The sequence below is a fragment of the Neobacillus solisequens genome (genome assembly GCF_051233465.1).
GTDB lineage: Bacteria > Bacillota > Bacilli > Bacillales > Cytobacillaceae > Neobacillus.
Map to the genome: position 1 here is coordinate 129,354 of NZ_JBKFGJ010000011.1, position 22,339 is coordinate 151,692.

19 protein-coding genes are annotated in these 22,339 nt (G+C 39.3%); 3 read left to right on the plus strand and 16 right to left on the minus strand.

The features are described 5' to 3' along the window. Positions 1–48 precede the first annotated feature (48 nt). From ACI3K6_RS12105 to ACI3K6_RS12150, 10 genes are all read right to left on the minus strand, one after another. Positions 49–1,278 carry an MFS transporter gene (locus ACI3K6_RS12105; RefSeq protein ID WP_435555032.1) on the minus strand — a complete coding sequence of 410 codons (1,230 nt, stop codon included), beginning with the start codon at positions 1,276–1,278 and terminating at the stop codon, positions 49–51. 71 nt (positions 1,279–1,349) lie between these two features. Beyond that, positions 1,350–2,951: an acyl CoA:acetate/3-ketoacid CoA transferase gene (locus ACI3K6_RS12110; protein WP_435555033.1), complete on the minus strand. Its 1,602-nt coding sequence runs from the start codon at positions 2,949–2,951 to the stop codon at positions 1,350–1,352. Between the two features lie 28 nt (positions 2,952–2,979). Continuing rightward, a complete protein-coding gene (gene fabV, locus ACI3K6_RS12115) occupies positions 2,980–4,200 on the minus strand; it encodes an enoyl-ACP reductase FabV (protein ID WP_335475579.1) in 1,221 nt (406 codons plus the stop codon). A gap of 86 nt (positions 4,201–4,286) precedes the next feature. Continuing rightward, positions 4,287–4,730, minus strand: coding sequence for a MaoC family dehydratase (locus tag ACI3K6_RS12120; RefSeq protein WP_335475581.1), 444 nt, complete (start codon positions 4,728–4,730; stop codon positions 4,287–4,289). A 353-nt stretch (positions 4,731–5,083) separates the two neighbouring features. Then, positions 5,084–6,292 (minus strand): acetyl-CoA C-acetyltransferase, encoded by a 1,209-nt coding sequence (locus tag ACI3K6_RS12125; protein ID WP_435555034.1) that lies wholly within the window; start codon positions 6,290–6,292, stop codon positions 5,084–5,086. Positions 6,293–6,338: 46 nt separating this feature from the next. Then, positions 6,339–7,064 (minus strand): 3-oxoacyl-ACP reductase FabG, encoded by a 726-nt coding sequence (gene fabG, locus ACI3K6_RS12130; RefSeq protein WP_435555035.1) that lies wholly within the window; start codon positions 7,062–7,064, stop codon positions 6,339–6,341. Positions 7,065–7,395: 331 nt separating this feature from the next. Next, the gene (locus tag ACI3K6_RS12135) at positions 7,396–8,280 is read right to left on the minus strand and encodes a LysR family transcriptional regulator (RefSeq protein ID WP_435555036.1); all 885 of its coding nucleotides are present in this window, start codon (positions 8,278–8,280) and stop codon (positions 7,396–7,398) included. 163 nt (positions 8,281–8,443) lie between these two features. Continuing rightward, on the minus strand, positions 8,444–9,151 hold the full coding sequence (locus tag ACI3K6_RS12140; protein WP_435555037.1) for a M48 family metallopeptidase: 708 nt from the start codon (positions 9,149–9,151) through the stop codon (positions 8,444–8,446). A gap of 16 nt (positions 9,152–9,167) precedes the next feature. After that, complete coding sequence (locus ACI3K6_RS12145; RefSeq protein WP_435555038.1) at positions 9,168–9,665, minus strand: YehS family protein; 498 nt, start codon at positions 9,663–9,665, stop codon at positions 9,168–9,170. 129 nt (positions 9,666–9,794) lie between these two features. Continuing rightward, complete coding sequence (locus ACI3K6_RS12150; protein ID WP_435555239.1) at positions 9,795–11,357, minus strand: PucR family transcriptional regulator; 1,563 nt, start codon at positions 11,355–11,357, stop codon at positions 9,795–9,797. A gap of 281 nt (positions 11,358–11,638) precedes the next feature. Between ACI3K6_RS12150 and ACI3K6_RS12155 the strand changes: the two genes are divergently transcribed. After that, positions 11,639–13,579: an oxidoreductase gene (locus tag ACI3K6_RS12155; RefSeq protein WP_435555039.1), complete on the plus strand. Its 1,941-nt coding sequence runs from the start codon at positions 11,639–11,641 to the stop codon at positions 13,577–13,579. 136 nt (positions 13,580–13,715) lie between these two features. Then, the gene (locus ACI3K6_RS12160) at positions 13,716–14,564 is read left to right on the plus strand and encodes an SDR family NAD(P)-dependent oxidoreductase (RefSeq protein ID WP_435555040.1); all 849 of its coding nucleotides are present in this window, start codon (positions 13,716–13,718) and stop codon (positions 14,562–14,564) included. Positions 14,565–15,020: 456 nt separating this feature from the next. On the opposite strand, the gene ACI3K6_RS12165 is transcribed toward ACI3K6_RS12160, so the two are convergent. The 6 genes from ACI3K6_RS12165 to ACI3K6_RS12190 all read right to left on the minus strand — a co-directional run bounded on the left by ACI3K6_RS12165 (position 15,021) and on the right by ACI3K6_RS12190 (position 20,241). Then, the gene (locus ACI3K6_RS12165; protein ID WP_435555041.1) at positions 15,021–15,800 is read right to left on the minus strand and encodes a Cof-type HAD-IIB family hydrolase; all 780 of its coding nucleotides are present in this window, start codon (positions 15,798–15,800) and stop codon (positions 15,021–15,023) included. A gap of 268 nt (positions 15,801–16,068) precedes the next feature. After that, positions 16,069–16,401: a hypothetical protein gene (locus ACI3K6_RS12170; RefSeq protein ID WP_435555042.1), complete on the minus strand. Its 333-nt coding sequence runs from the start codon at positions 16,399–16,401 to the stop codon at positions 16,069–16,071. A gap of 446 nt (positions 16,402–16,847) precedes the next feature. Beyond that, positions 16,848–17,732, minus strand: a complete 885-nt coding sequence (locus ACI3K6_RS12175; protein ID WP_435555240.1) for an NAD-dependent epimerase/dehydratase family protein — start codon at positions 17,730–17,732, stop codon at positions 16,848–16,850. Between the two features lie 84 nt (positions 17,733–17,816). Beyond that, positions 17,817–18,392: a hypothetical protein gene (locus ACI3K6_RS12180; RefSeq protein WP_435555043.1), complete on the minus strand. Its 576-nt coding sequence runs from the start codon at positions 18,390–18,392 to the stop codon at positions 17,817–17,819. 26 nt (positions 18,393–18,418) lie between these two features. Next, complete coding sequence (locus tag ACI3K6_RS12185; RefSeq protein WP_435555045.1) at positions 18,419–18,892, minus strand: MarR family winged helix-turn-helix transcriptional regulator; 474 nt, start codon at positions 18,890–18,892, stop codon at positions 18,419–18,421. A gap of 161 nt (positions 18,893–19,053) precedes the next feature. Beyond that, entirely contained in the window at positions 19,054–20,241 is a 1,188-nt protein-coding gene (locus ACI3K6_RS12190) for an MFS transporter (protein WP_435555241.1), read from the minus strand. Positions 20,242–20,585: 344 nt separating this feature from the next. Here ACI3K6_RS12190 and ACI3K6_RS12195 point away from each other — a divergent pair, with 344 nt between their 5' ends. Beyond that, positions 20,586–22,043 (plus strand): L,D-transpeptidase family protein, encoded by a 1,458-nt coding sequence (locus ACI3K6_RS12195; protein WP_435555046.1) that lies wholly within the window; start codon positions 20,586–20,588, stop codon positions 22,041–22,043. Positions 22,044–22,339: the final 296 nt, after the last annotated feature.

The following is a 22,339-nucleotide window of genomic DNA, read 5'->3' on the forward strand; positions in this document are numbered from 1 at the left end:
CATATAAAAAAGCAGGCCAATTTTTATGCCTGCCCATAGTATTTACAGTTATGCAGATTTTTTACTTTGCACACTTAGATTTTTCGGCTTTGTTTCCGGCAGTACAAGTGCAAAAACAAGATATAGGGATGAAGCAGCAACGAAGAAAATCATTGAAGGTACATATCCCGCTGACCCGAGGATTGTACTCCAAGTAATGGTAATAATGGTTTGAGCAGCGTAAGCGATTGCCCAAAACAATCCAAAAATAACGGTTAATTTTTGAGGTGACATACCATCAAGTTCATGGGCTAGGTTCATGTAAATTGGATATTGAATGAACATAGCAAATCCCGAAATAAAAGCAAATGCGTATGATGACATTGGAGATAAGTTTCCTAGAACAATCGTCATAGTGAATGAAAGGATCATCACTGTTCCGCTTGTTAATAAAATAGGTTTGCGAGGTGTGCCTTTTGTTCCGATTTTCATTCCTACGAAAGTACCGATAATACCTGCTCCAGATACTAACAGATTAATAATTGAGCCGCTTAACTCTGTATACTGCTCAAAGACTGGTTTTAAGCTAACTAAAGATAATATATACAACGTTAGGAAACCGCTAAACCCTAATGCATATTTCCAGAGGAAAGGATCCTTAATCGCATCTTTATAACCATACTCAATCACTTGTCCTGTATTGGATGATTGTGTATCAAAGTTCTCTCCCATCAACAGCCAAGCTACAAACGTAATTAAGGTTAAGGAGGCAAAAATAGATAAAGTAAGCTTCCAGTCATGTGTTAGCTGGTTTGCTAAAAATGTAAACAGTAAGGATACGATAAATGCACCTACATTATAAGAAACTGTATTCAAGGCATTAATACGAAGCTTTTGCGTACTGTTTGTAATATAGCGGCTAACAACAGGGTTCATATAAACGATAACCATTGATCCACCAAGCCCCATAACCATTCTGGCTCCAGTATATGCCCAGTAGTTTGGAAGATATATAGCAACAAGAGCCATCATTAAAAAGCCAATGGCAAGGCTTGCCGCCTTCTTAGGTCCTAATTTCATCAAGATCATTGCTGCAAGAATATTTGCAAACACTCGTGCCGTTGTAATGGAATAGTTTACAACTTGGGAAATTACAGGATCAACTGGCCCTCTAAAGAACGTCATCGTAATCTGCGGAGTTAAGGAAGATCCTGCGACCCAGTTCATCGCAAATGTAACATAAGCAAACCAAAGTATCGCAATCATAAAATAGCCTTTTCTTTTATTAACCTGGTTCATGATTTTCACCTTCTTTTATTATTGTGATTCAGGGAGGTGACCCCTCCCACTTTTAGACTTGATGAATATACTTACGCAAACTGTAATGCCCATGCTTCCATTACTTTTTCCTCTTCAAAGTTAAGCCCCATGGGATTATTCATAAAAATTCGCTCATCCATTGTCTTTAGATTTTCTGCAATCAACGGAATGAATTCCATCTGATCAAAAATATCCTTTTGAATATCGACACCAGGAGCAATCTCTGTTAAGGTCAGTCCTTCAGGAAGAAGCTCAAATACCGCTCGTTCCGTAATGTAGATGACCTTTTTTCCATTCTGACGGGCAACATTTCCGCTGAAGGTAATCTGTTCTACTGAACTGATAAACTTCTTAGCTTTTCCTTCTTGGAGAATATCCAGTTTTCCATCAGCAGCCCTTACCTTCAGGCCTCCAGCTGTAAATGTACCGCAGAAAGCAAGTTCTTCCGCATTTTGCGTAATATTGATGAAACCGCCGCAGCCAGCAATTTTTGGACCGAATTTAGAAACATTGATATTACCGTCACCATCACATTGAGCAAGACCGAGGAACGCTGCATCAATACCGCCGCCATCGTAAAAATCGAACATGTATGGCTGGTCGATAATTGCTTCAGGAACCGCTGAACATCCAAAGTCCAGCCCGCCTGCAGGTGTTCCGCCTACCGCTCCAGGCTCGATTGTTGGCGTAAAACCTTTTTCCTGACCTTCCTCGCGAAGAACCTCCGCAATGATTTCCGGCACACCGATTCCATAGTTTAGTACTTTTTTGTTGGGGTCAAGAAGCATTGCTGCTCGTCGGGCAATCACCTTGCGTTCGTTCAGAGGATATACATTTGTTTCTTTTTTAATAACTACATCACTTCGGACAAAGGCATCATTGAATTGAGTTCCAAACGTTTGCATATGGTTTTCAATTTTGTCCACAACCACAACATAGTCGACAAGGATTCCAGGAATTTTTACCTGTTTAGGGTCAATCGAACCGTTCTTAACCATCTTTTCAACTTGAACAATAACCATTCCGCCGTTATTTTTTGCATTCATTGCTATTGAGAGAACCTCAAGAGTCAATGGCTCTTTGCCGAATGAAATATTACCGTTCTCATCAGCTTCTGTTCCTTTTACAATAGCTATATCGATTTTTTGAGTTTTATAGGCAAGGTATTCTTTCCCATCAAAACATACCTTTTCAACAATCTTTTCGGTTGTTACTTCGTTTAACTTCCCACCATCAATGTCAGGGTCTACAAAGGTACCAAGTCCAACATGGGTAATGGTTCTAGGCTTGCCCGCAGCACTATCACGGAACATTTGTGCAATTACTCCTTGAGGCAGATTGTATGCCTCAATTTTATTGGCTGCAACAAGTGGCTGAAGCTTTGGTGCAAGCCCCCAGTGACCACCGATCACTTTTTTAATAAGCCCTTCATGTGCGTAATGGTTTAATCCTCTTTCTCCTCCATCGCCGATTCCGGCTGCATACAATAGGGTCAGATTTTCTGGTTTTCCCGTTTCAAGGTAGCGCTTTTCCACCTCTTGATGGATTTCCTCTGCCACCCCAGTACCAATAAATCCTCCTACACCTAAAATGGCACCGTCAAAAAATAGTTCTGCCGCTCCTTTTGAACTGATTAACTTAGATTTTCCCATCGTCGGTTCTCCTTCCATTATCGAAAAATTAAGGACGTAATTGGCTAAGCTGTTCTAAATCGATTTCAGCGCCATAATCCACACCTTTATATTCGAAGCCGTTTAATTGCATAAATTCCTTCGTGAAAACTTCAACTGCAGTAATTTCACGGAAGTTTTCAGGTGTTACTTGGTCAACAATTGCCTTTACTTCCATCTGAACATCTTCTCGTAATTCCCATGAATCTGGACGGAGATACCCGTTTTCGTCATACTCTCGCTTGTTGCCGTATAGCATATCTTTAAAGAAACGTTGTTTATGCATAATAGGTGTTTCATGAAGTCCCTTTTCCAACATGACCTTGTAAAGAGCACTTGCGTATACTGGTAAAATTGGAATTACTGCACTTGCTTTCGTTGTAACCGCTTTACTTACACAAATGACCGATTCTCCATTTACTTTTTCTTTAAGGATTTTATCCATTCTCTTAGATGTTTCTGCAGCATGTGCCTTTGCTTGGCCTAAAGTTCCACCGCTGTAAAATGGTCTAGTGATATCAGGGCCAAGATATGAATACAAAACTGTTTTAAAACCTTCAGTAAGCAAGCCTTCTTCTAACAAAGCGTTGACCCACAGCTCCCAGTCTTCACCGCCCATTACTTTTACCGTATCGGCAATTTCTTGTTCCGTTGCCGGTTCTACTACCTGTTCAAATATTTCCTGTTTTTCAAGGTTAATACTGTAATCCCTTACTTCTTCACCAATGGATTTAATACATGATGTATAAACCGTACCAGTTACAGGATCGATTCGTTTTGGCGAAGCAAGGCTATATACAAGAATATCAATCTGGCCAAATTCTTCTTTGATATATTGGATTACCTGTTCTTTCATTTTTGTAGAGAATGCATCTCCGATAAAGTTTTTAGCAATTAAACCTTCTTTTTCTGCTTCCTGTTTAAAGAAGATATTATTCCACCATCCGGCAGTTCCTGTTTGTTCAGGGGAGGTTATTCCTCTCTCAAAGGAGACTCCGATTGTGTCAGCTTGTGACCCAAAGGCAAGAGAAATCCGTGAAGCTAAACCATAACTTGATGATGCGCCAAGAATAAGCGCTTTTTTTGGACCATCAAATTTTCCATTCTGCTTTACATAAGTTATTTGTTCTTTAATGGAAGCCTCACAGCCATATGGATGAGCTGCGCGAGCAATGTTTCCTTTTAATACTGGTTCAATAGTTACCTTTGGTAATGCAGTTAACGTAGTCATATTTATCTCCTCCATACTTCTTGATGTGTTTTTTTCATATTCCTTGTTTGGAAAAACATTGGGCATATATTAATGTACAAAGCGTTTTATTTGGGCGGAATGACCTTTGCCATGCCCTCTATTACAGCTTCACCATGTTGGTTATAGCAAGTTGTCTTGATTTCACAAATAAAGAATTTTCCTTTATCGACCATGTTTACCACTTCTGCTTCAGCTGTAATGGTATCTCCAATAAGGACCGGTTTTTTGAATGAAAGTTCCTGTCCCAGATAGATGGTTCCTGCCCCTGGAAGCTTCATACCCAGCACTGCTGAAATAAGGCCAGCTCCAAGCATTCCATGTGCAATGCGTGATTTAAATGGAGTATTTTTTGCATATTCTTCGTTTACATGAGCTGGATTTAAATCACCGGTGATGCCGGCAAACAAATATACATCGCTTTCTGAAATGGTTTTGGTCATATAGGCTTGATCGCCAATGGATAATTCCGATACTCTTTTTCCGACTAATACTTCTTGTGATGCTGCCATCTATATCACCTTTTCAATTGACTTTAATATTTGATCAACATTTCACATACTTTAGGAAAAGAACTGCAAGTCCATGGCTTTTTAGGATTTTGTTTGTAAAACAGCTCCATTTCATTCAATGTCCACGGCTTTTTTTAGTCCACGGCATCGGCATCAAATAAGAATGATTTTCTACAAAAAAGATATAGCCGGCAGTGCTTGATTGCCCGCTGGAGAATGTTTAAGTTTCTCCAGCATTTTTGAGGGGAAATAATCGCAGGCAAATGAACTACCGGCTAATCCTGTTTTACAGTGAAGCTCCCTTACTAAAAGTCCACGGCTTGCTTTTGTTCCTGATTCCTTAATGATTTAATCTAGACAGACTTTACAATCACTGCTGTTCCCATACCACCGCCAATACAAAGAGAGGCTAGGCCATATTCGGCATTCTGTTTTTTCATTTCATAAAGAAGGGTTGTTGTAATTCTTGCACCTGACGCACCCAGCGGATGACCGAGGGCAATTGCACCGCCATTGACATTTGTGCGTTCTTCAAACCACTCGTCCGTAACATTAAAATGCTGTCTAAGCTCATGAATGACACCCAGTGATTGCCCGGCAAATGCTTCGTTCAATTCAATTAATTGAATATCTGTAAAATTAATATCCACTTTGGACATGGCATCTTTAATAGCCGGTACAGGTCCGAGGCCCATAACTGATGGGTCCACTCCGCCTTGGCCAATGCCAATGATCTCAAACAATGGAGTTAATTCGTATTTTTCAATAGCCTCTTCAGATGCAACCATTAATACAGCCGCACCGTCGTTAATTCCAGATGCATTACCTGCTGTTACAGTTCCTTCTTTTTTGAATGCAGGCTTTAATGATGTCATTTTTTCGAGGCTTGTACTTCGGTTTGGATGTTCATCTGTATCAACAATGATGCTCCCTTTTCGAGTTTTTACTTCAATTGGAACAATTTCATTCTTAAACCTGCCGCTATCGATCGCATTAATGGCCTTTTGCTGTGACTTCCAGGAGAATTGATCCTGCATTTCACGTGTGATACTATATTTTTCTACAATGTTTTCAGTCGTAATTCCCATATGATAGTGATGGAAAGCATCTGTTAGTGCATCACTAATAATGGTATCGGATAATTGCATGTCTCCCATTTTATTGCCGTTACGGGCCTGAAGTCCCTTCATAACAAAAGGAGCTTGCGACATCATTTCAACTCCGCCTGTGATTACAACCTCTGCAGAACCAGCTTTAATACTGTTGTAGGCTGTCATGATCGATTTCATTCCGCTTCCGCAAATCATATTTATTGAATAAGCGGGTACCTCTTCAGGCACTCCAGCAAAAATAGATGCTTGACGTGCCACACCTTGTCCCTGCCCAGCGGTTAATACGTGTCCGATAATGACTTCACTAATTCTGCTAGGGTCTATTTTAGTTTCCTCTAACACCGCTTTTATGACCTGGCCAAGAAGTTCACCCGAAGGTACTGTTGAAAGGGTTCCTAGCATTCTGCCAATCGGGCTTCTTTTCGCGGAAACAATAAATACTTTTCCCATTTTTTTGGCTCCTTTTCAGGCTAAAACTATTGTTTTAAGTTATTATTTAAAGTCTAAGTCCGCCATTCACTGAAAGAACATGTCCATTTACGTAACTTGATTCATCGCTCGCAAGAAATAAAATAGCATTTGCGATTTCCTGCGGTTCTCCCAAACGTCCAAGCGGTGTTTTTTGTCTGATTGGATCTAGAACCTTATCAGGGACGGTTGCCATCATTTCTGTCATTACATAACCTGGAGCAATAGCATTAGTCCTTACAGCCGCACCTTTTCGAGTAAATTCTTTTGCCCATGTATAAGTCATTCCGATTACTCCGGCTTTAGTTGCCGCATAGTTTGTTTGGCCGATATTTCCATATTCACCTACAACTGAAGCAATATTGACAATCGACCCTTTGCCTTTCTCCATCATGATTGGTGCAATTGCTTGTGTCAGGTTATATACACCTTTTAGGTTTACATCAATTACAGCATCCCACATCGATTCATCCATTTTTTGTAGAAGGGCATCACGAGTAATTCCTGCGTTATTAATTAATACATCAATTTTTCCATATTCATTTTTAACTCGCTCAATAAATGCTGAAATCTGCTCTCTGTTTGTTACATTTAGTTCTATATGAGTAATATTATCTGCACTATAATCTCCAGCCGCCATGTCGACAGCAAATACCATCTTTACGCCTTCTCTTGAAAATGTTTCACATACCGCACGGCCAATTCCGCGTGCACCTCCGGTTACGATTGCTATTTTCCCATCCATCCGATTCATCTGTGTGCCTCCCTTGAATTGTTTTACTTTTGTTTTGCTTTTTTTTTGCTGTAAGCTGCCTACACCAATAATGTAATTCAAGGGCCCACATAAAGATAATACATAGAAATTATAGGACCTATAACTTATTGCTATAATTTTCACAAACAAAAAGCACTGTTGCCTTAAACCCTTGTTACCACTAATCAAACTGCTTTTTACAAGTTTGATAGTGAAAGAGTTTTTTGGCACAGTGCTTATGAAAGCGGACACATATTTGTCATTTTAAACTGTAATAATCTACTTTGTTTCTAACTTTTTTCTTAAACCTGGAATGGGAAATTAACTTAATTTAACTAGAAATGTTTCTTTGTACATATTCAATAAAGCGCTTTAATGCAAACGATATATACCTATTTTTCTTGAGAATGATGGAAATTTCCCATTTAACAGATGGGTGATTAACTGGCAGTTGCAAAATCATACTGCTATTGTATTTTTCCACTATAGGCCGGGGAAGTATAGATATCCCTTGATTTAACGCGACAAGTTCAGCAATAAAATCCCATTGGCTGCTTTTAATTGTTACTTTTGGTTCGAACCCTGTCTCTCGGCATGCAGAAATAATCCGATGGTGAAGCATAAAAGTTTCATTAAGCAAGACAAAATTTTCATCCTTTAAGTCCTCATAATAAACGATCTCCTTGTTTGCAAGTGGATGGTTTCGGTGGAGAATGAGAACATTTTCATCTGAAACAATCGGTATACTATTGAATTTTTCTAAATCAATAGGAAGGATTACCACACCCGCGTCTACAGAACCATCTTCCACTCTTTCAGAAATTGTTTTAGCCCCTTCTTCTAAAATGGACAATGTTACACCCGGATACAAATTTCGAAAACCTGCTATCAGTGATGGAAAATATGAAGTACCAATAACAGGGGGTATACCAATTTTAATATGCCCTTTTTTTAGGTGTTCCGTATCCCTAATAGATTCTGTAAGTGACTCAAAATCTGACAATAGCTTTTGTGCTTGGGCATACAATTCTTCCCCGGCATCCGTCAACTGAACAAATTTCTCGGATCGGTCAAATAAAAGGACACCAAGCTCGTCTTCAAGATTCTTTATCATTTTGCTTAAAGCAGGCTGAGATATGTGCAATACTTTTGCAGCTACCGTAAAACTTTTTTCTTTAGCAACAACCGTAAAATAAGTTAATTGACGGATTTCCATACAACTTTTCTCCTTATCTTTTTTATTAAGAAAAGTTTTATTAATCTATAAAACCTCATTTACTTATGATACGGTTCCCCACACCACAAGTAATAACATATTTAATACCTACTCTAACTTCACATCCACTTATACATGTCCGGAGCATTTTCTTAATAGGTTATTAAACAGTCATTTTCCAACCAGATAAAGTCAACCAGTTTTCCTTTTCCTTATAATCAGGCATTAGTTTTCCAACAAGACGCCAAAAGGATCGATCGTGGTTTAGATGAACCATATGGCACATTTCGTGGATGACCACATAGTCGATTACCTCCTGTGGTGCCATCGCAAGTCTCCAATTAAAGGTTAACTGCAGTTTTGAATCACAGGTTCCCCAAGTTGTTTTGCTATCCGTAATTCGAATGGACCGCGGTTTTGTTTTGAAGTTGCATTGGTGGGAGGCTATGCTTTTCTCCACTAAACCCTTACACTGCTGATAATAAAATCGTTTTAGTGCTTGTTTAATTTTTTCAGCATCATGCTGCTTAACATATATTTGGAGTTTCTCTTCTTTAAAACCTACATAATCTTGCGTGATAGTAGGATCTTGAACAATTTGGATGGGATAGGCGTTTCCTAAATAAAGAAAACGCTCACCATACTCATATTCCTTTTTCTGCGGTCCATCCAGCCTAGCTTTCATTTCTTTTATTTTCTGCTGAATAAGCTCCCAATTTTTCTCTAATAACTGGCGCACTCGATCATCAGGTGTCCCTTTCGGAGCCTGGACTTCCACATTTCCATAACCATCAATCGTCATTCCAATAGATGTACGATTTTTATATTTGACCTCGAAGTGTATGGTCTCACCTAAGTAAGTATGTATCATATCATCACCAAACGAACTATTCCCTGTATTTGATCGCTAATCCCTTTAAGAAATTCCTAGCGAATTTATCGCCGCATTCTTTATAATTCTTATGTCCCGCTTTTCTTAACAAGGCCCCGAGTTCTCCTTTTGAAACATGAATTCCTGCTTCTTTAAAAATATCCAACATATCATCAGTTGTTAGCGCTAAGGCGATTTTCACTTTCTTTAACAAGAGATTATTCATGTTTGCACTATTCGGCACTGGAGGTTCAGGCGTGTTAGGCTGCCCCGGCTTGGGCTCCTGTTTTCCTCTTTTATAAATAATCAATCCATTTAAAAAGGAATCCAACATGATGTTGTTACATTTTAGTTGATTGTCATTTTCTATGTCATCTTCGTCTACTTTTGTGAGAATCTGAATGACTTCTGGTACCGAAATATCCACTCCACCAAGTTTAAAGATCTCTGCCATTTCTTTATTTTTGATTTCTAGTGCGTATCTTAATCGAATTAATATATCATTATTTTCCACTTTAATCCTCCTAGTTAAGTTACAAAGGTGCCTGTCCTTTATCTCAAAAAACCCTTATTTCATTAGTTTATAATACTTTACCGTCGATTAAATATCAAAAAAGAGAAAAAGCACTTACTTAAAATATTTTTAAAGAACTCCTCTTTTTCTTACGTAATGAAGGATTTTGTAGCTATAGGCAAGTTGAAAGACGGTTTCGCCATTTGTTAAGTCAATTTTGCTTAGTTCGTTTATTTTATTCAGACGATATTTGATGGTATTTCGATGGATGAAAAGCTGATTAGCTGTTTCATTCAGGTTTTGTCTGTTTAAGAGGTAGGCTTGCAGGGTTTCGTAATAGTCTGTGTTATTTTCCTTATCATAGTTTAATAACGTCAAGTTGGCCGGGTGGCAGTAAGTAAGTAGTTTGTCTTTTTCCGCCATACCATGCAGTAGCTGATAGAACTTTAAGTCATTATAGGGTAGCAGAACCTCCTGCCTGACAAGGATGGTCGCTAATTCAAAGCCCTGTACTAAGGAATGATAGTGAGTGGATAAATCGAGTAAATTGACAATTGAATCGCTATAGATGGCCCGAAGATTCTTTTGTTCAAGAATTTCAGAAAGCGATTGCTTCTTAGCTTCGTAATTATGGTTCCATTCCTTTTGTGATAGGAGAAGCACTAGTGAATCTTTATAAATGAACTGGTGTCCATCCGGATACAATCGTGAAAGATGAGTATGCAGCGTTTCTGTTTTTTTCCTCGCTTTTTCAAAGGAATCGCCCTTAATCATCAAGAGTTGATAAGGTTTTAATAATGATAATCCTGACAGTTTTAACCGGGCAGAGAGCTCGGATTCTGAATGGATCTGATTTTCTATTAAATCAACAAAAAGCTTCTCCTGGGATATCAATTGGGAGGAATACTGATGTGTCGTACGACTTACATGATGAACCATTATTTTACAAAACATCGACAACAACTTTATTTGGTCCTTCTCCAACTGAGAGTGACATTCTGGTATCACCAAATATCCAATCATCTTATTCTCGAAATATAGTTTACTGACCCACTTGGTAATTTTATTGGCATGGCAGATGACAGAAAAAGGCTCCATTGTGGAAGGGGATTGCCTAACGGAATTTAGCTTGTTTACTTCGGTCACGAACTCATATGAGCAGTAGCCATTCTTAATATTCTTTGCCCAAATTTCATCAGTCACAGCTATTCTTTTTGAATATTGAAGGACTTTGAAACTCTCATCAATTAAGATGACTGGATTATTTAGCTCTTTTTCAGCGAGAGCGATAACATGTGCCAGATCCTTGCTTGTAATTAGTTCATTGAAAAGTTGGTAAGATTCCTGATAAAACAGGTGCTGCTCAGAAAATACCTTTTTTACAAAATTAAAAGTTCTGAACAAATCAGTACCTTCTGGGAGAACAATTAGGGTGCATCCTTGCTGAAGCAGCTTAGTCCTAATTGATACAGTAATCGGTACATCCTCAATAAGAAGCAAATTGTTATGATGAACCATATCTATTATTGGAAGAACTGCCGAAACAGTACCCATATACAATAATGAGGAATCTCCCAAATCATTTGTTGACAAAAAGTAAATATCGCGAAGTGATGCATCTTTTTGTGGCGGTTGCCATATTTTAGGTTCGAAGTTAGCTAGGTGGGCATGAACATTTGTAATGGAAATCATCCTTTTCACCTCTTCCCTCCATTATATTTTTATCGTTTTAGAAAGAATAGGTTCGGGAACAATTGTTGCGGTTTTGTTCACAGGAGTGGACTGTTCGTGATATGCCTTGGAGCAGATCCTTTTTTTAGCGACACTTTGTCCCCATGCAACCAAGCTGTCTTGACTTGTTCCAATTGAACAAAACAGAACCAAAGATTTGTCTTCGGAGAACATGGGTTGCTTGTTTGAAATTTGATAATGTAGAACCATAGATTGTTCAATATTTCACAAGGAGGATCCACATGAAGTACAAACATTTATTTTCAAAAGGGAAAATTGGCAATTTGGAGTTAAAGAATAGAATTGTGATGCCTGCGATTGGTACAGCATTGGCTAGTTCAACTGGTGAAGCGTCACAGGAAATTATCGCCTATTACGAAGAACGCGCCAAAGGCGGCTGCGGTCTGATTATTACCGAGATTACTAAAATTGATGAGGAGTACGGTGCTGGCTGCGCAAACCAACTGACTCTGACTAAGCCACAGCATGTTCCACAACTGGAACGACTTGTCCGTACCGTTCATAAATATGATACAAAGCTTTTTGTCCAGCTACATCATCCCGGAAGAGAAACACACAGCGCATTGATTGAAGGAAGGCAAATAGTCGCACCGAGTGCAATTGCGTGTAAGCGTACGATGGAAATGCCTCGGGCGTTGACAACAGAAGAAGTGGAAGGGCTTGTCAAGAAGTTTGTGACGGGTGCAAAACTTGCGCAAATGGCTGGGGTTGATGGCGTTGAGCTTCACGGAGCCCACGGTTACCTAATTAACCAATTCTTAAGTCCATATACAAACCACCGGACAGACCGATATGGCGGAGATTTTATTAAAAGGATGCGTTTCATTACTGAAATTATTTTGGGAATCAAGCATATTTGTGGATGGACTTTCCCAATCAGTGTTCGCTTAAGTGGTGATGAGTTTGTTGAAGGCGGCTTGAAGCTCGAGGATTCCATTAAAATTGCTCGTTATCTGGAAAGTATCGGTGTAGACGCCATCAATGTTAGCAGCGGAACCTACGAATCAGGTGTGACCATCATTGAACCAACCTCCTATCCTCAAGGCTGGAAGAAACATTTAGCAGCAGGGATCAAACACGCTGTAAAAATCCCGGTTATTGCTGTTTCAACTATAAAAAACCCAGACTTTGCCGAGAGCCTGCTTGAAGAAGAGATTCTTGATTTTGTCGGTGTTGGACGTTCCCAGCTTGCCGATCCGGAATGGAGCAACAAAGCGTTGACTGGAAAAGATGATGAAATCCGACCATGTATCGGATGCCTGCATTGCATTGAGACCCTTAGTAAGGGAGGAGTTGTGAAATGTGCAGTCAATCCTCGTGTAGGACGCGAATTAGAATTTTCCTCATTGGATAAGAGTGGTAATGGTCGAGTTGTGATCATCATCGGCGGTGGTCCTGCAGGGATGGAAGCGGCCCGAACCTGGGCAGGCCGCGGTTTTAAACCTGTTCTTTTTGAAAAGTCAGGTCAGTTGGGCGGTGCCCTAAGACTAGCAGGAATGCCTCCCGGCAAGAAGCTCATGACTGAGTTTGTTGAATACCAAAAACGTGAACTACTTCGCTCCAGCGTAGAAATAAAGCTCCATTCAGAGCCAACTGTTGAGGATATTCAGGCATTGGATCCATATGCAGTCTTCTGGGCAGCAGGTGCAGAGCCAATCATTCCTCCAATTCCCGGTGTCGATGATATTCGTGTATGTACGGCGAACGATATCTTGGATGGTTCAGTCTCCTTTATTGGAAAACGGACAGTCGTCATTGGTTCAGGTATGACAGGATGTGAAACTGCTGAATTGTTGGCAACACAAGGCAATGAAGTCACAATAGTGGAAATGCAGGAACAAATTGGTAATGGCATTTATGCTTCCATTCTTTATGATATCACGCAAAAACTGAAACAATACAATGTCCAAGTAGTCACCAATCACAAGGTGGACTCGATCGGTAAAGATTCTGTAACGGTGGTTCATACAAAATCAGGACAACCTCAAACCTTAGCAGCACAACAAATAGTCCTGTCCCTTGGTGTCAAGGCGCAAAAAGGACTTCTCGAACAACTGGAAGAAGCCTTCCCAAGCAAGGTTCGAGTAGTCGGTGACTCCAGCAGAGCAGGCAAAGTATCTGATGCCATCCGCGAAGGTTTTGAAAAATCCTTTGTTCTATAAGGTTCTTCGGTTCCCCCCTTTCCCAAGCAGGAGCTGACAGGGGATGCCTGCTTCCTTGCCTAGGGAGATGGGAACTGAACCATACCCTAATAGAGATAGTATAAAAACCCATTTTCAACATGAAGGAGATTTTACAATGAAAGACTTTAAAGGAAAAACAGCTGTCATCACAGGCGCTGGCAACGGATTCGGGGCTGAATTCGCAAAAGAATGTGCCGCTCGAGAAATGAAGCTTGTACTTGCCGATATTGACCTAGCTGATTTGCAGAAGACAAAAGAACTCGTTGCCGGAATGGGTGCTGAGGTTGTTGCCGTCGTGACCGACGTCTCGATTTATGAAGAAGTAGAAAAGCTTGCGAAGACTGCTGTTGATACGTTCGGCAGTGTTGACCTGTTATTTAATAATGCAGGTGTTGTCGTGCCTGGACCAATTTGGGAGATTCCCGCTAAAGACTTTGACTGGATCATGTCCGTTAATGTGAATGGGATATTCTATGGCTTGCGTGCTTTCATTCCAATCATGCTTAAACAGGATACACCTTGTCATATCGTCAATACGGCTTCAGTAGCTGGCTTACTTTCTACACCTGGAATGGTGGCTTATCATACCTCCAAGCATGCATCTGTTTCGCTTTCGGAAACCACCTATCTTAGCCTGCAGGCGCAAAATTCAAAAATTAAAATGTCCGTGTTCTGCCCTGGATTTGTCCAAACCGATTTACATCATAGTGATCGCCATCGACCTGAACGTTTCGCGATTACACCTGAGGAACCATATTTTCAAAGTGCTTCATATAAAGCCGGTTTGGAAAGAGCCCGCCATGTCATCGAAACTGGTATTCCAATTGACTCAATTGGCATGAGTGTTTTTACTGCCATCGAGGATGAAAAGTTCTATATCCTGACTCATCCTCAATATCATCCGATTATTGGCAAACGAGTAAAGACCATACTCGAAGGTGAAAATCCATCTATTAATTTCTAGGACACAATATGTCTATATCGTAAATATCAAAAAAGTAAACAGGCAACCTCTATTGAGAAGTTGCCTGTTAAAATTCACTGTCTTTTCTTATTTTTTGGCTGTGTTAAACTTGTATGTTGATTTCCGCTCCAGGCACTTCGCTTTCCGTGGGCGTTTCGGCGAGCCTCCTCGGCGCTTGCGTCTGCGGGGTCTCTCCAGAACCGTACTCCCACAGGACATTGATTTTCTTCCTAGAATCCGCCCATGCACGAAGGAAATGCGTTTAGCATTTTCGAGGAGTCTTCGTGCCTTCCGCTCCTATCAACAGGGTTTAAAATCAACAGTATCCTTTAACAGACATCCATGCAAAAGAATTTGCACATCAATGAATGAAATATCTTCAAAGTCTCCCCTCATTTAAAAGTTATCCACAGATATTTCAGGGTAGAGCCTATTTTTTAATTATATTTACTTGTGTTATAGCAACCCAACCATTTGAAGACCATGAGTAATCCCATTCTCTTCAACACTTCGTGTAACGAATTTTGCTACTTTCTTTACCTGATCCACTGCATTTCCCATTGCAACACTATTTTTTACGGTGGTAAGCATTTCTATGTCATTCAGACCGTCACCAAAGGCATAATGGCGATCATCAGGAATAGAGAGTTTATTAACAATCTGTTCAATTCCCTTTGCCTTTGACCCTCCCTTTGGTATGACATCGACTGAAAGAGGATGCCATCTCACAAAATCAAAATCTTGAAACATCTCTTCGTATTGTTTCTCTTCACCAACCTGGCAAAATAAGAGGGTTTGATAAAGATCCCTGTCTTTGTAATAATTAGGATCAAACGTAGGAAAATGTTCAATTTTTAACGTGCTAATACTTTCTGCTATATACGTATGCTCTGGGACATTTGCCTTCATATCTTTGTGGTCCATGTACACTACTGGATGATTATTTTGAAGAGCTGTTTCTGTTAATTTTTCAAGTGATGGACTATTTAAGGGATTTGTGGATAATACTTCACCATTTAATACAACATATTGACCGTTATAACTAACAAATGTATGAATATCCAGTTCTTTTCTAAGATCCTCAAACATAAAAGGAGCCCTCCCTGTCGCAATTGCGACTTCGTGCCCAAACCTTTTCAGTTTAAAAATTGATTCTTTTGTTAAGGGCGGCAGTTCTTTATCATGAGTTAATAATGTTCCATCTATATCAAAAAAAATAATACTGCGTTTATCCATTAGATTCACCTTCCGATTGCTTTTTGTTCCATAACTTATCTTTAGTGTAAATTATGAAATGCATTTCATAGCAAGAGAAAAAATCAAAAAAAATTCAAATTCACCTGCTTGGCATCAAAAGGCAAATCAAAAAAGAGCAACTCTGATTGTTTTTTACAAAAATAGGAGAATTAACTTGAGGATAACTAGCTTAGCAGTGTTTCTTTTGCAGGGGGATGAGCTGGAAATGGAAAGTAGTTAAAAAATAAATTTAGGGGAAATGAAAACATCAGCCAAAATACACTTTAACACTGCCTTCTCTTTGTGCTGTTGCTAAACAGCTTTTAATAAAAACCAGGATTTGTTTTAGATCCCATGGTAAGGTATCATAACTTGAATGGGAGGAAGCACCCTTATTGTATAATTGATGGAAGGCAATTAATGCCTTTTCAATTTGTTGTTTTGAAAAAGTAGAACTGCCTCCTGATCCGCTAACCCCAGCATAAAAATGATGTGCATCAAGTAAACGGTAGAGTATCGTTGCATTATAATTCCCCATACTAAAACGTGCATAAGCAATTTCTTCTCCTGCCCTATTTAATCCTAAAATATCATGACCCATTATTTTTCCTCCTCAAAATTATAAATGTGAAATAGTGAACAAAACCTAAAAGACTATAAATGACCATCATTAGTTTTACATTGATATCACTCCTTTCAAGTTTGTTTTTTTAAATAGGATAGATGTATAAAAGGGGTTAGGATGAAATAACATGAAGATTCAATTAAGAGGATGGTAGTATTTCATTCATCAAGGGATTTTATGTTGACAAGAGGTGAAAAAGGAATGTAAAAATCAAGAGGGAATGTGAGGTTTTCCATCTAATAATTTCATGATTTTTCAGAAATGTCAATAAACGAAAATTCGACAAAACCCAACAATTATCTACATTTGGTATTACTTTAAGGAGAGAATCCAACACTCCATTGCGTTGGAGATCCCTTCCTTTTATAAAATAAGCTTATGTTTATTGGTTAACACTGGATACTGGCAAGGCATATAGCTATTTATCTATCATTTGATTGGGCAGTAATTTCTTCAATTAATCCTGGCAGCCAACTGTCCAAATGACTAAAGGAGAAACCTCCGTTTCTGGCCTTTGTTGTATCCATTACCCAAGTTTCCGGTATACCAAAAGGGGACATATCATTTGCATCTGTTTCCGATTCAATTCTAGCCTTCTTACCGACAACCCGCTCAATTAGTCCTACTAATTGGGACAATGAGTACACTCCGTTTGAGCTGGCATTAATAGGGCCCTCCAGATCGGAATGTCCTAAAAAGTAAAGAAAAGCTGCAGCTTCATCTGAGTGAATGAAGGAAATTTTCGCGTCGGTATTAGGAATAACTAGGGGCACCCCTTTTTGAATTTGCTCAATATGAAAATGAAGTCTTCTTGTATAATCATCATGACCTAATACTATTGGAAAGCGAACTGCTGTGCATGGAAAGGAAGCTTTTTGAAACAGAACGGATTCTGCGAGTCTCTTTCCTTCTGCATAATCATAATGGGTAGGAAATGGTACAGAAATATTGAAGGCATATGGGTCAAAATCCATTTCTTTTTTTGCAGGACCGCCAAAATCATAGACACTCAATGAAGACGTTAAAATATATTTACTGGTACGGCCGGTAAAAAGGGTGACTGCTTCCTCTTCCTCTTTTGGTCCATAGCATATATTATCATACACCACGTCATATGCAGATGAACCTAGAGCATTTTTAAGTGCTGCTAGATCCGTCCGATCTGCCTTAAGATGTTTCACGGTATTCCCAAACAAATCGGGAGTATTGCCTCTAGTGACAATCGTGATATCCGCTTTTTCCTGAACAAATTGCTCTACTAGTTTTTTCCCAAAAAATCGTGTGCCACCCAATATAAGTACTTTCACCAAATATCCCTCTCCCCATATCTATTCTATATTAATTAAATTTCTCTGCATTCTTTTTATTTTCCTTCTTTTGTTAATTTGTGTTTAGTTAAAGAGGTTCCTTACCTTATAACGCCAAGCCATATACAGGAGAGCTAACAGTATATTAAGTAAACTTACTACGGAGAAAATCCATTTTCCTGCAGTTAAATACCCTGCAAGAGATGCTAGAAAGTCCAGATGTCTAGGATAATATTTTAGCAAGGTCATGATAGTAAGGTTTTCCATATAATCAAATATGCCTGCTACAAACGGGATGAGAGTCCATAATTCATGCGAATTACTTTGAAACACTTTATGATAAATGACCTTACTGACAACAGCTAGAGAAAGAGAGTACAAAAAGGGGAAGATCATATCAAAAAAAAGGAGGAAATGTAAATAGATTCTTCTACCATCTGGTTGTATGGTATCAAGTAGTTGATAGGCTTCATTGTTTGTGAAGTAAAATTTCATATCAAGAATCCCAGCACCATTCGAGATTTGGTCAATCCTTTGTACACTGACAGGCAGATTTACGAGATTAATCATTGCCATAAATGATAGAGTCACCGTAAGAAGAACGATTACAGTTTTACCATTCGAGATTTTGTTTAAAACACTATTTATGAAATGAATCATATGATCTTCTCCCTCCCTACTTGAATTCACCTGTTAGGGTTATTTTTTTTTTGAGTTTTCCGCAGATGCAATGCATTCCCTGTTGGTTTTCCATCAACAAACTTCCAAAGTACATCTATTAATTCAGATACGGAAGATCCCTCAAGCATAGTTTCGATGGAGTGATACGTTTCTGTCTCGACAGCCATAATCTTTAAAACGGCATCTCTTCCTTTCTTAGTTAAAGTAAGTGTTACTTTTCGGGAATCTGTTTCTGATTTTTTCTGTTCGATAAATCCACCCTCAACCATTCTATTCACCAATCGACTAGGACTTCCTGTCTCACAAATTAACAATTTACCAAGTTCAGCAAGGGAAAGAGGTTCATAATCAAACAGTACACGTAGAACCTCACTCTGGGATGATGTTAACCCTAATGGACGTAGGACACTGGTAAACATTCTGCTTCCTTCTATTTGCGCAGCTAAAATTAGGAATCGCAGCTCCTCAACCTTATTCATAAACAACCTCTCCTATAAAAAATCAATGATACATCATCAATGATGCGTCATCATTTATTCAATTATCAACTGATTTTTGTAATTTTTTACAAAAAAAAAGAGTCAGTCCCACTATATTTGATGGTGAGGGGAGTCTGACCTTTTTATTTTGAAATTATGTCTTAGGATAACGACCGGAGCTTTCTGATAGAAGGAAATAAAAGCATCCAAAGACCAGCTACAAAAATCGTTCCGAGTCCACCAATAAAAGCAGCAGGAACCGCCCCAACAAAACCAGCTAACATACCGGACTCAAACTCGCCAAGTTGATTGGAGGTCCCGATAAATAGCGCATTCACGGCGTTTACACGTCCACGCATCTCATCAGGTGTTTGCAGCTGTACGAGTGAAGACCTTATGACAACGCTGATCACGTCAGATGCACCGATTATCAGGAGAGCAAACAACGATATGATGAAGTTAGTCGAAAGTGCAAAAAGAATGGTTGCCAAACCAAAAATGGCCAGTGCTCCAAATAGAGTGATCCCCACCTGTTTTCGAAGAGGAAAATAAGCCAGAATAATGGACATGGCCAAGGCACCCACTGCTGGTGCAGTCCGCATTAATCCCAATCCCCATGGACCTGTTTGTAAAATATCCTGCGCAAAAATCGGCATAAGAGCTGTAGCGCCCCCAAGCAGGACAGCAAAAAGATCAAGTGATATCGTTCCGAGTATGACCGGATGACGATAGACAAAGACCAATCCCGAGAAAACGGAGCGTATGGATACAGGTTCCGATCTGCGGGTTGGTTGCTCCTGGGAGCTGATTAAGTATGTGAGGACGCAAGACAAAACTAATGCCACCGTTGCCGAGCTATAGACATATGCCGCCCCTAGGGAATAAAGCAAACCTCCTAGGGCTGGACCAATGATTTGAGCCGTTTGACCAGCTGTCGTACTCATGGAAATGGCTTGCGGAAGATCCCTTGGTGACACCAACTGCGGTAACAATGCTGAAGAAGTGGGCCCTTCGAAAGCACGGCAAGCGCCAATAATGGCGGCAACCAGCAAAATTTGCTCACGGCCTAACCAGCCGGCAAGACTTCCGTATAACAAAAGAGCAGCCATCACAGCCTCAATCAGTTGAGCAATTAATACAATCCTTTTCCGATCAAAGCGGTCTGCCACTTGGCCGACCACCAATGTAAGCAAGACCATTGGAATAAACTGTGCAAGACCTACCAACCCCAGACTAAAAGCATCATGTGTTATTTCATACATTTGCCACCCGATCGCAACGGACAACATCTGGAATGAACTTGAAGACAAAATTCGTGACAGCCAAAAGTTTGTAAATGAAGGCTGCATGAGAGCAGATTTCTTAGATGCATGCAAAACAAAACCACGACCTTTTTCCTGGAATAGAAGTTAAAAATATGATCATACCTTTTTAAAACAATGAATATTATACTATTTATCCATCTTGTGGGTAAGTGATGAAACTCAGACCTAGAGTATAAGTCAAATATCAAGTTATTAGTTACAGCGAAAAAAATAAAATAAAAAATGTGAACTCACACAAAAACCGACAATGTTCGAATATGACTTTTTGTAGAATAGTAGTATAATTTACTTTTTTTTCTAAAAACAGTAATCATTTTTACAAACCTAATGGTTTAAGGTCATCAGATATTATTAGCTGGAGGTCAGGTATGAGGGGAAACTTAATGGAAAGCACGGTAAATGTACAAGAAATTGAAAAACAACAGGTCTATCCACCTAAGTGGTATGCAAACTGGAAGTTTATTACGGCAAGTATCATCATCATTATCGCGCTCTTCATTGCAGCAGGCAGCTATTATCAGGCAACCCATTTTAATTCACAAATCAAGATTAACGGTACTAAAGTAGGAGGCATGACCGCAGATGAGGCACTTGGAAAATTAAAATCTTCCGAATTAAAAAATGTTGTCTATGTTGGGGCCCAACAAATTATAGATGGAACCGATACAAAGATGGCATTCACGGAGAAAGATCTGTCCAATGTAAAAAAATTAGTAAAGAACCAGTGGACATTTTTTCCTTCTTCAAAAGCGAAGGATTATTCTTTAATTCCCAGTTCTCTTGATCAGTATCGAAGCCATACTTTAAAAAAACAGGTTGAAGATAAGTTGTTAGCCATGAACCAAAGCTTAAAAGCGCCACAAGATGCAGTGGTTCGGTTACAACAAGGCCAAATTGTTGTAACCCCCAGCGTTAGCGGAGAACAGTATGATGTTGCCAGTCTTATGAAGGAGTATGATAAGCAAGAATATATCAGTGAGATCCGACTCAATCCCGTTTACATACAGCCCATTAAAGAAGACAGCGAGTTTGTAAAAAATCAACAGAAAAGGCTGGAAGAGTTCTTAGCTCAAACGGTTGATTATAAAGTACAGGATAAAGTTTTTACCTTAAACGCTGGAGAATTAATTAAAAATGCATCTATTTCAAAAGATTTGCAGATTAAGGTTGATGATGCCGGTGATGTTAAAAATAAGCTTACTGAAATTAACAATGCTCAATCCACCCTATATAAGAATATCCCTTTTAAGACCCATTCCGGGGCGGTAGTATCCGTTAAAGTAAGAGGTTACGGCTGGGCCATTAATGTTGATAAAGAATTACCGCGTATAATGGAAGCCTTTGAAAAAGGAGAGAAATCAATTCTCGCTTCTAATATTTATGGGAATGGTTGGAAGGGTGAAGGCTACGGATATGATAAGATCGCCAACAATGGTATTGGTGATACATATGCTGAAGTCTCTATTGCCGAGCAGCGAATTTGGATCTACAAAAATGGGCAATTAGTTGCTACAACGAATGTTGTTACAGGCAATCATAGTACCGGCCATGATACATCACGAGGAGTTTGGTATATCCTTTATAAGCAGTCTCCTTCCGTATTAACAGGCCGTGAAAACGGCAAAATCACTTATCAAGTAGATGTAAATTTTTGGGCTCCTTTTACCAATGACGGTCAGGGCTTCCACGATGCCAGCTGGCGAGGCAATTGGGGCAGTAAAGCCTATCTTTCAAACGGATCACACGGCTGCGTCAACACACCACCGAGTGTTATGAGAACTGTGTATAACAATCTTAGCCAATATGAACCGGTTGTTGTTTATTAAGTTCAAAACATATAAAGCCGATTGATTTTAAAAAAAATCAATCGGCTTTTTTATTATGTGCCCCCTGCTAAAATTCAAGTAATGCTTAGCGCTAGACCTCTTATATAAATATCCCCCCAGGCAATCAGTCATTGGGTGTAAAAACCATATTACAGCTTTATTTACAAATCCCTCCAAACCACTACCCTACTTTAAAAAAACACATTTCATTTTATTATATAAAATATTCAAAATATTCATTTACATCAGAAAACTTTATGGTACAATCATAATTAATTACAGTATTACAGTAATTA

Excerpts from the sequence above, each read along its gene's own strand:
- ACI3K6_RS12105 (WP_435555032.1), bottom strand. The coding sequence starts at position 1,278 with ATGAACCAGGTTAATAAAAGAAAAGGCTATTTTATGATTGCGATACTT.
- ACI3K6_RS12110 (WP_435555033.1), bottom strand. The coding sequence starts at position 2,951 with ATGGGAAAATCTAAGTTAATCAGTTCAAAAGGAGCGGCAGAACTATTT.
- fabV (WP_335475579.1), bottom strand. The coding sequence starts at position 4,200 with ATGACTACGTTAACTGCATTACCAAAGGTAACTATTGAACCAGTATTA.
- ACI3K6_RS12120 (WP_335475581.1), bottom strand. The coding sequence starts at position 4,730 with ATGGCAGCATCACAAGAAGTATTAGTCGGAAAAAGAGTATCGGAATTA.
- ACI3K6_RS12125 (WP_435555034.1), bottom strand. The coding sequence starts at position 6,292 with ATGGGAAAAGTATTTATTGTTTCCGCGAAAAGAAGCCCGATTGGCAGA.
- fabG (WP_435555035.1), bottom strand. The coding sequence starts at position 7,064 with ATGAATCGGATGGATGGGAAAATAGCAATCGTAACCGGAGGTGCACGC.
- ACI3K6_RS12135 (WP_435555036.1), bottom strand. The coding sequence starts at position 8,280 with ATGGAAATCCGTCAATTAACTTATTTTACGGTTGTTGCTAAAGAAAAA.
- ACI3K6_RS12140 (WP_435555037.1), bottom strand. The coding sequence starts at position 9,151 with ATGATACATACTTACTTAGGTGAGACCATACACTTCGAGGTCAAATAT.
- ACI3K6_RS12150 (WP_435555239.1), bottom strand. The coding sequence starts at position 11,357 with ATGATTTCCATTACAAATGTTCATGCCCACCTAGCTAACTTCGAACCT.
- ACI3K6_RS12155 (WP_435555039.1), top strand. The coding sequence starts at position 11,639 with ATGAAGTACAAACATTTATTTTCAAAAGGGAAAATTGGCAATTTGGAG.
- ACI3K6_RS12160 (WP_435555040.1), top strand. The coding sequence starts at position 13,716 with ATGAAAGACTTTAAAGGAAAAACAGCTGTCATCACAGGCGCTGGCAAC.
- ACI3K6_RS12165 (WP_435555041.1), bottom strand. The coding sequence starts at position 15,800 with ATGGATAAACGCAGTATTATTTTTTTTGATATAGATGGAACATTATTA.
- ACI3K6_RS12170 (WP_435555042.1), bottom strand. The coding sequence starts at position 16,401 with ATGGGTCATGATATTTTAGGATTAAATAGGGCAGGAGAAGAAATTGCT.
- ACI3K6_RS12180 (WP_435555043.1), bottom strand. The coding sequence starts at position 18,392 with ATGATTCATTTCATAAATAGTGTTTTAAACAAAATCTCGAATGGTAAA.
- ACI3K6_RS12185 (WP_435555045.1), bottom strand. The coding sequence starts at position 18,892 with ATGAATAAGGTTGAGGAGCTGCGATTCCTAATTTTAGCTGCGCAAATA.
- ACI3K6_RS12190 (WP_435555241.1), bottom strand. The coding sequence starts at position 20,241 with ATGCAGCCTTCATTTACAAACTTTTGGCTGTCACGAATTTTGTCTTCA.
- ACI3K6_RS12195 (WP_435555046.1), top strand. The coding sequence starts at position 20,586 with ATGAGGGGAAACTTAATGGAAAGCACGGTAAATGTACAAGAAATTGAA.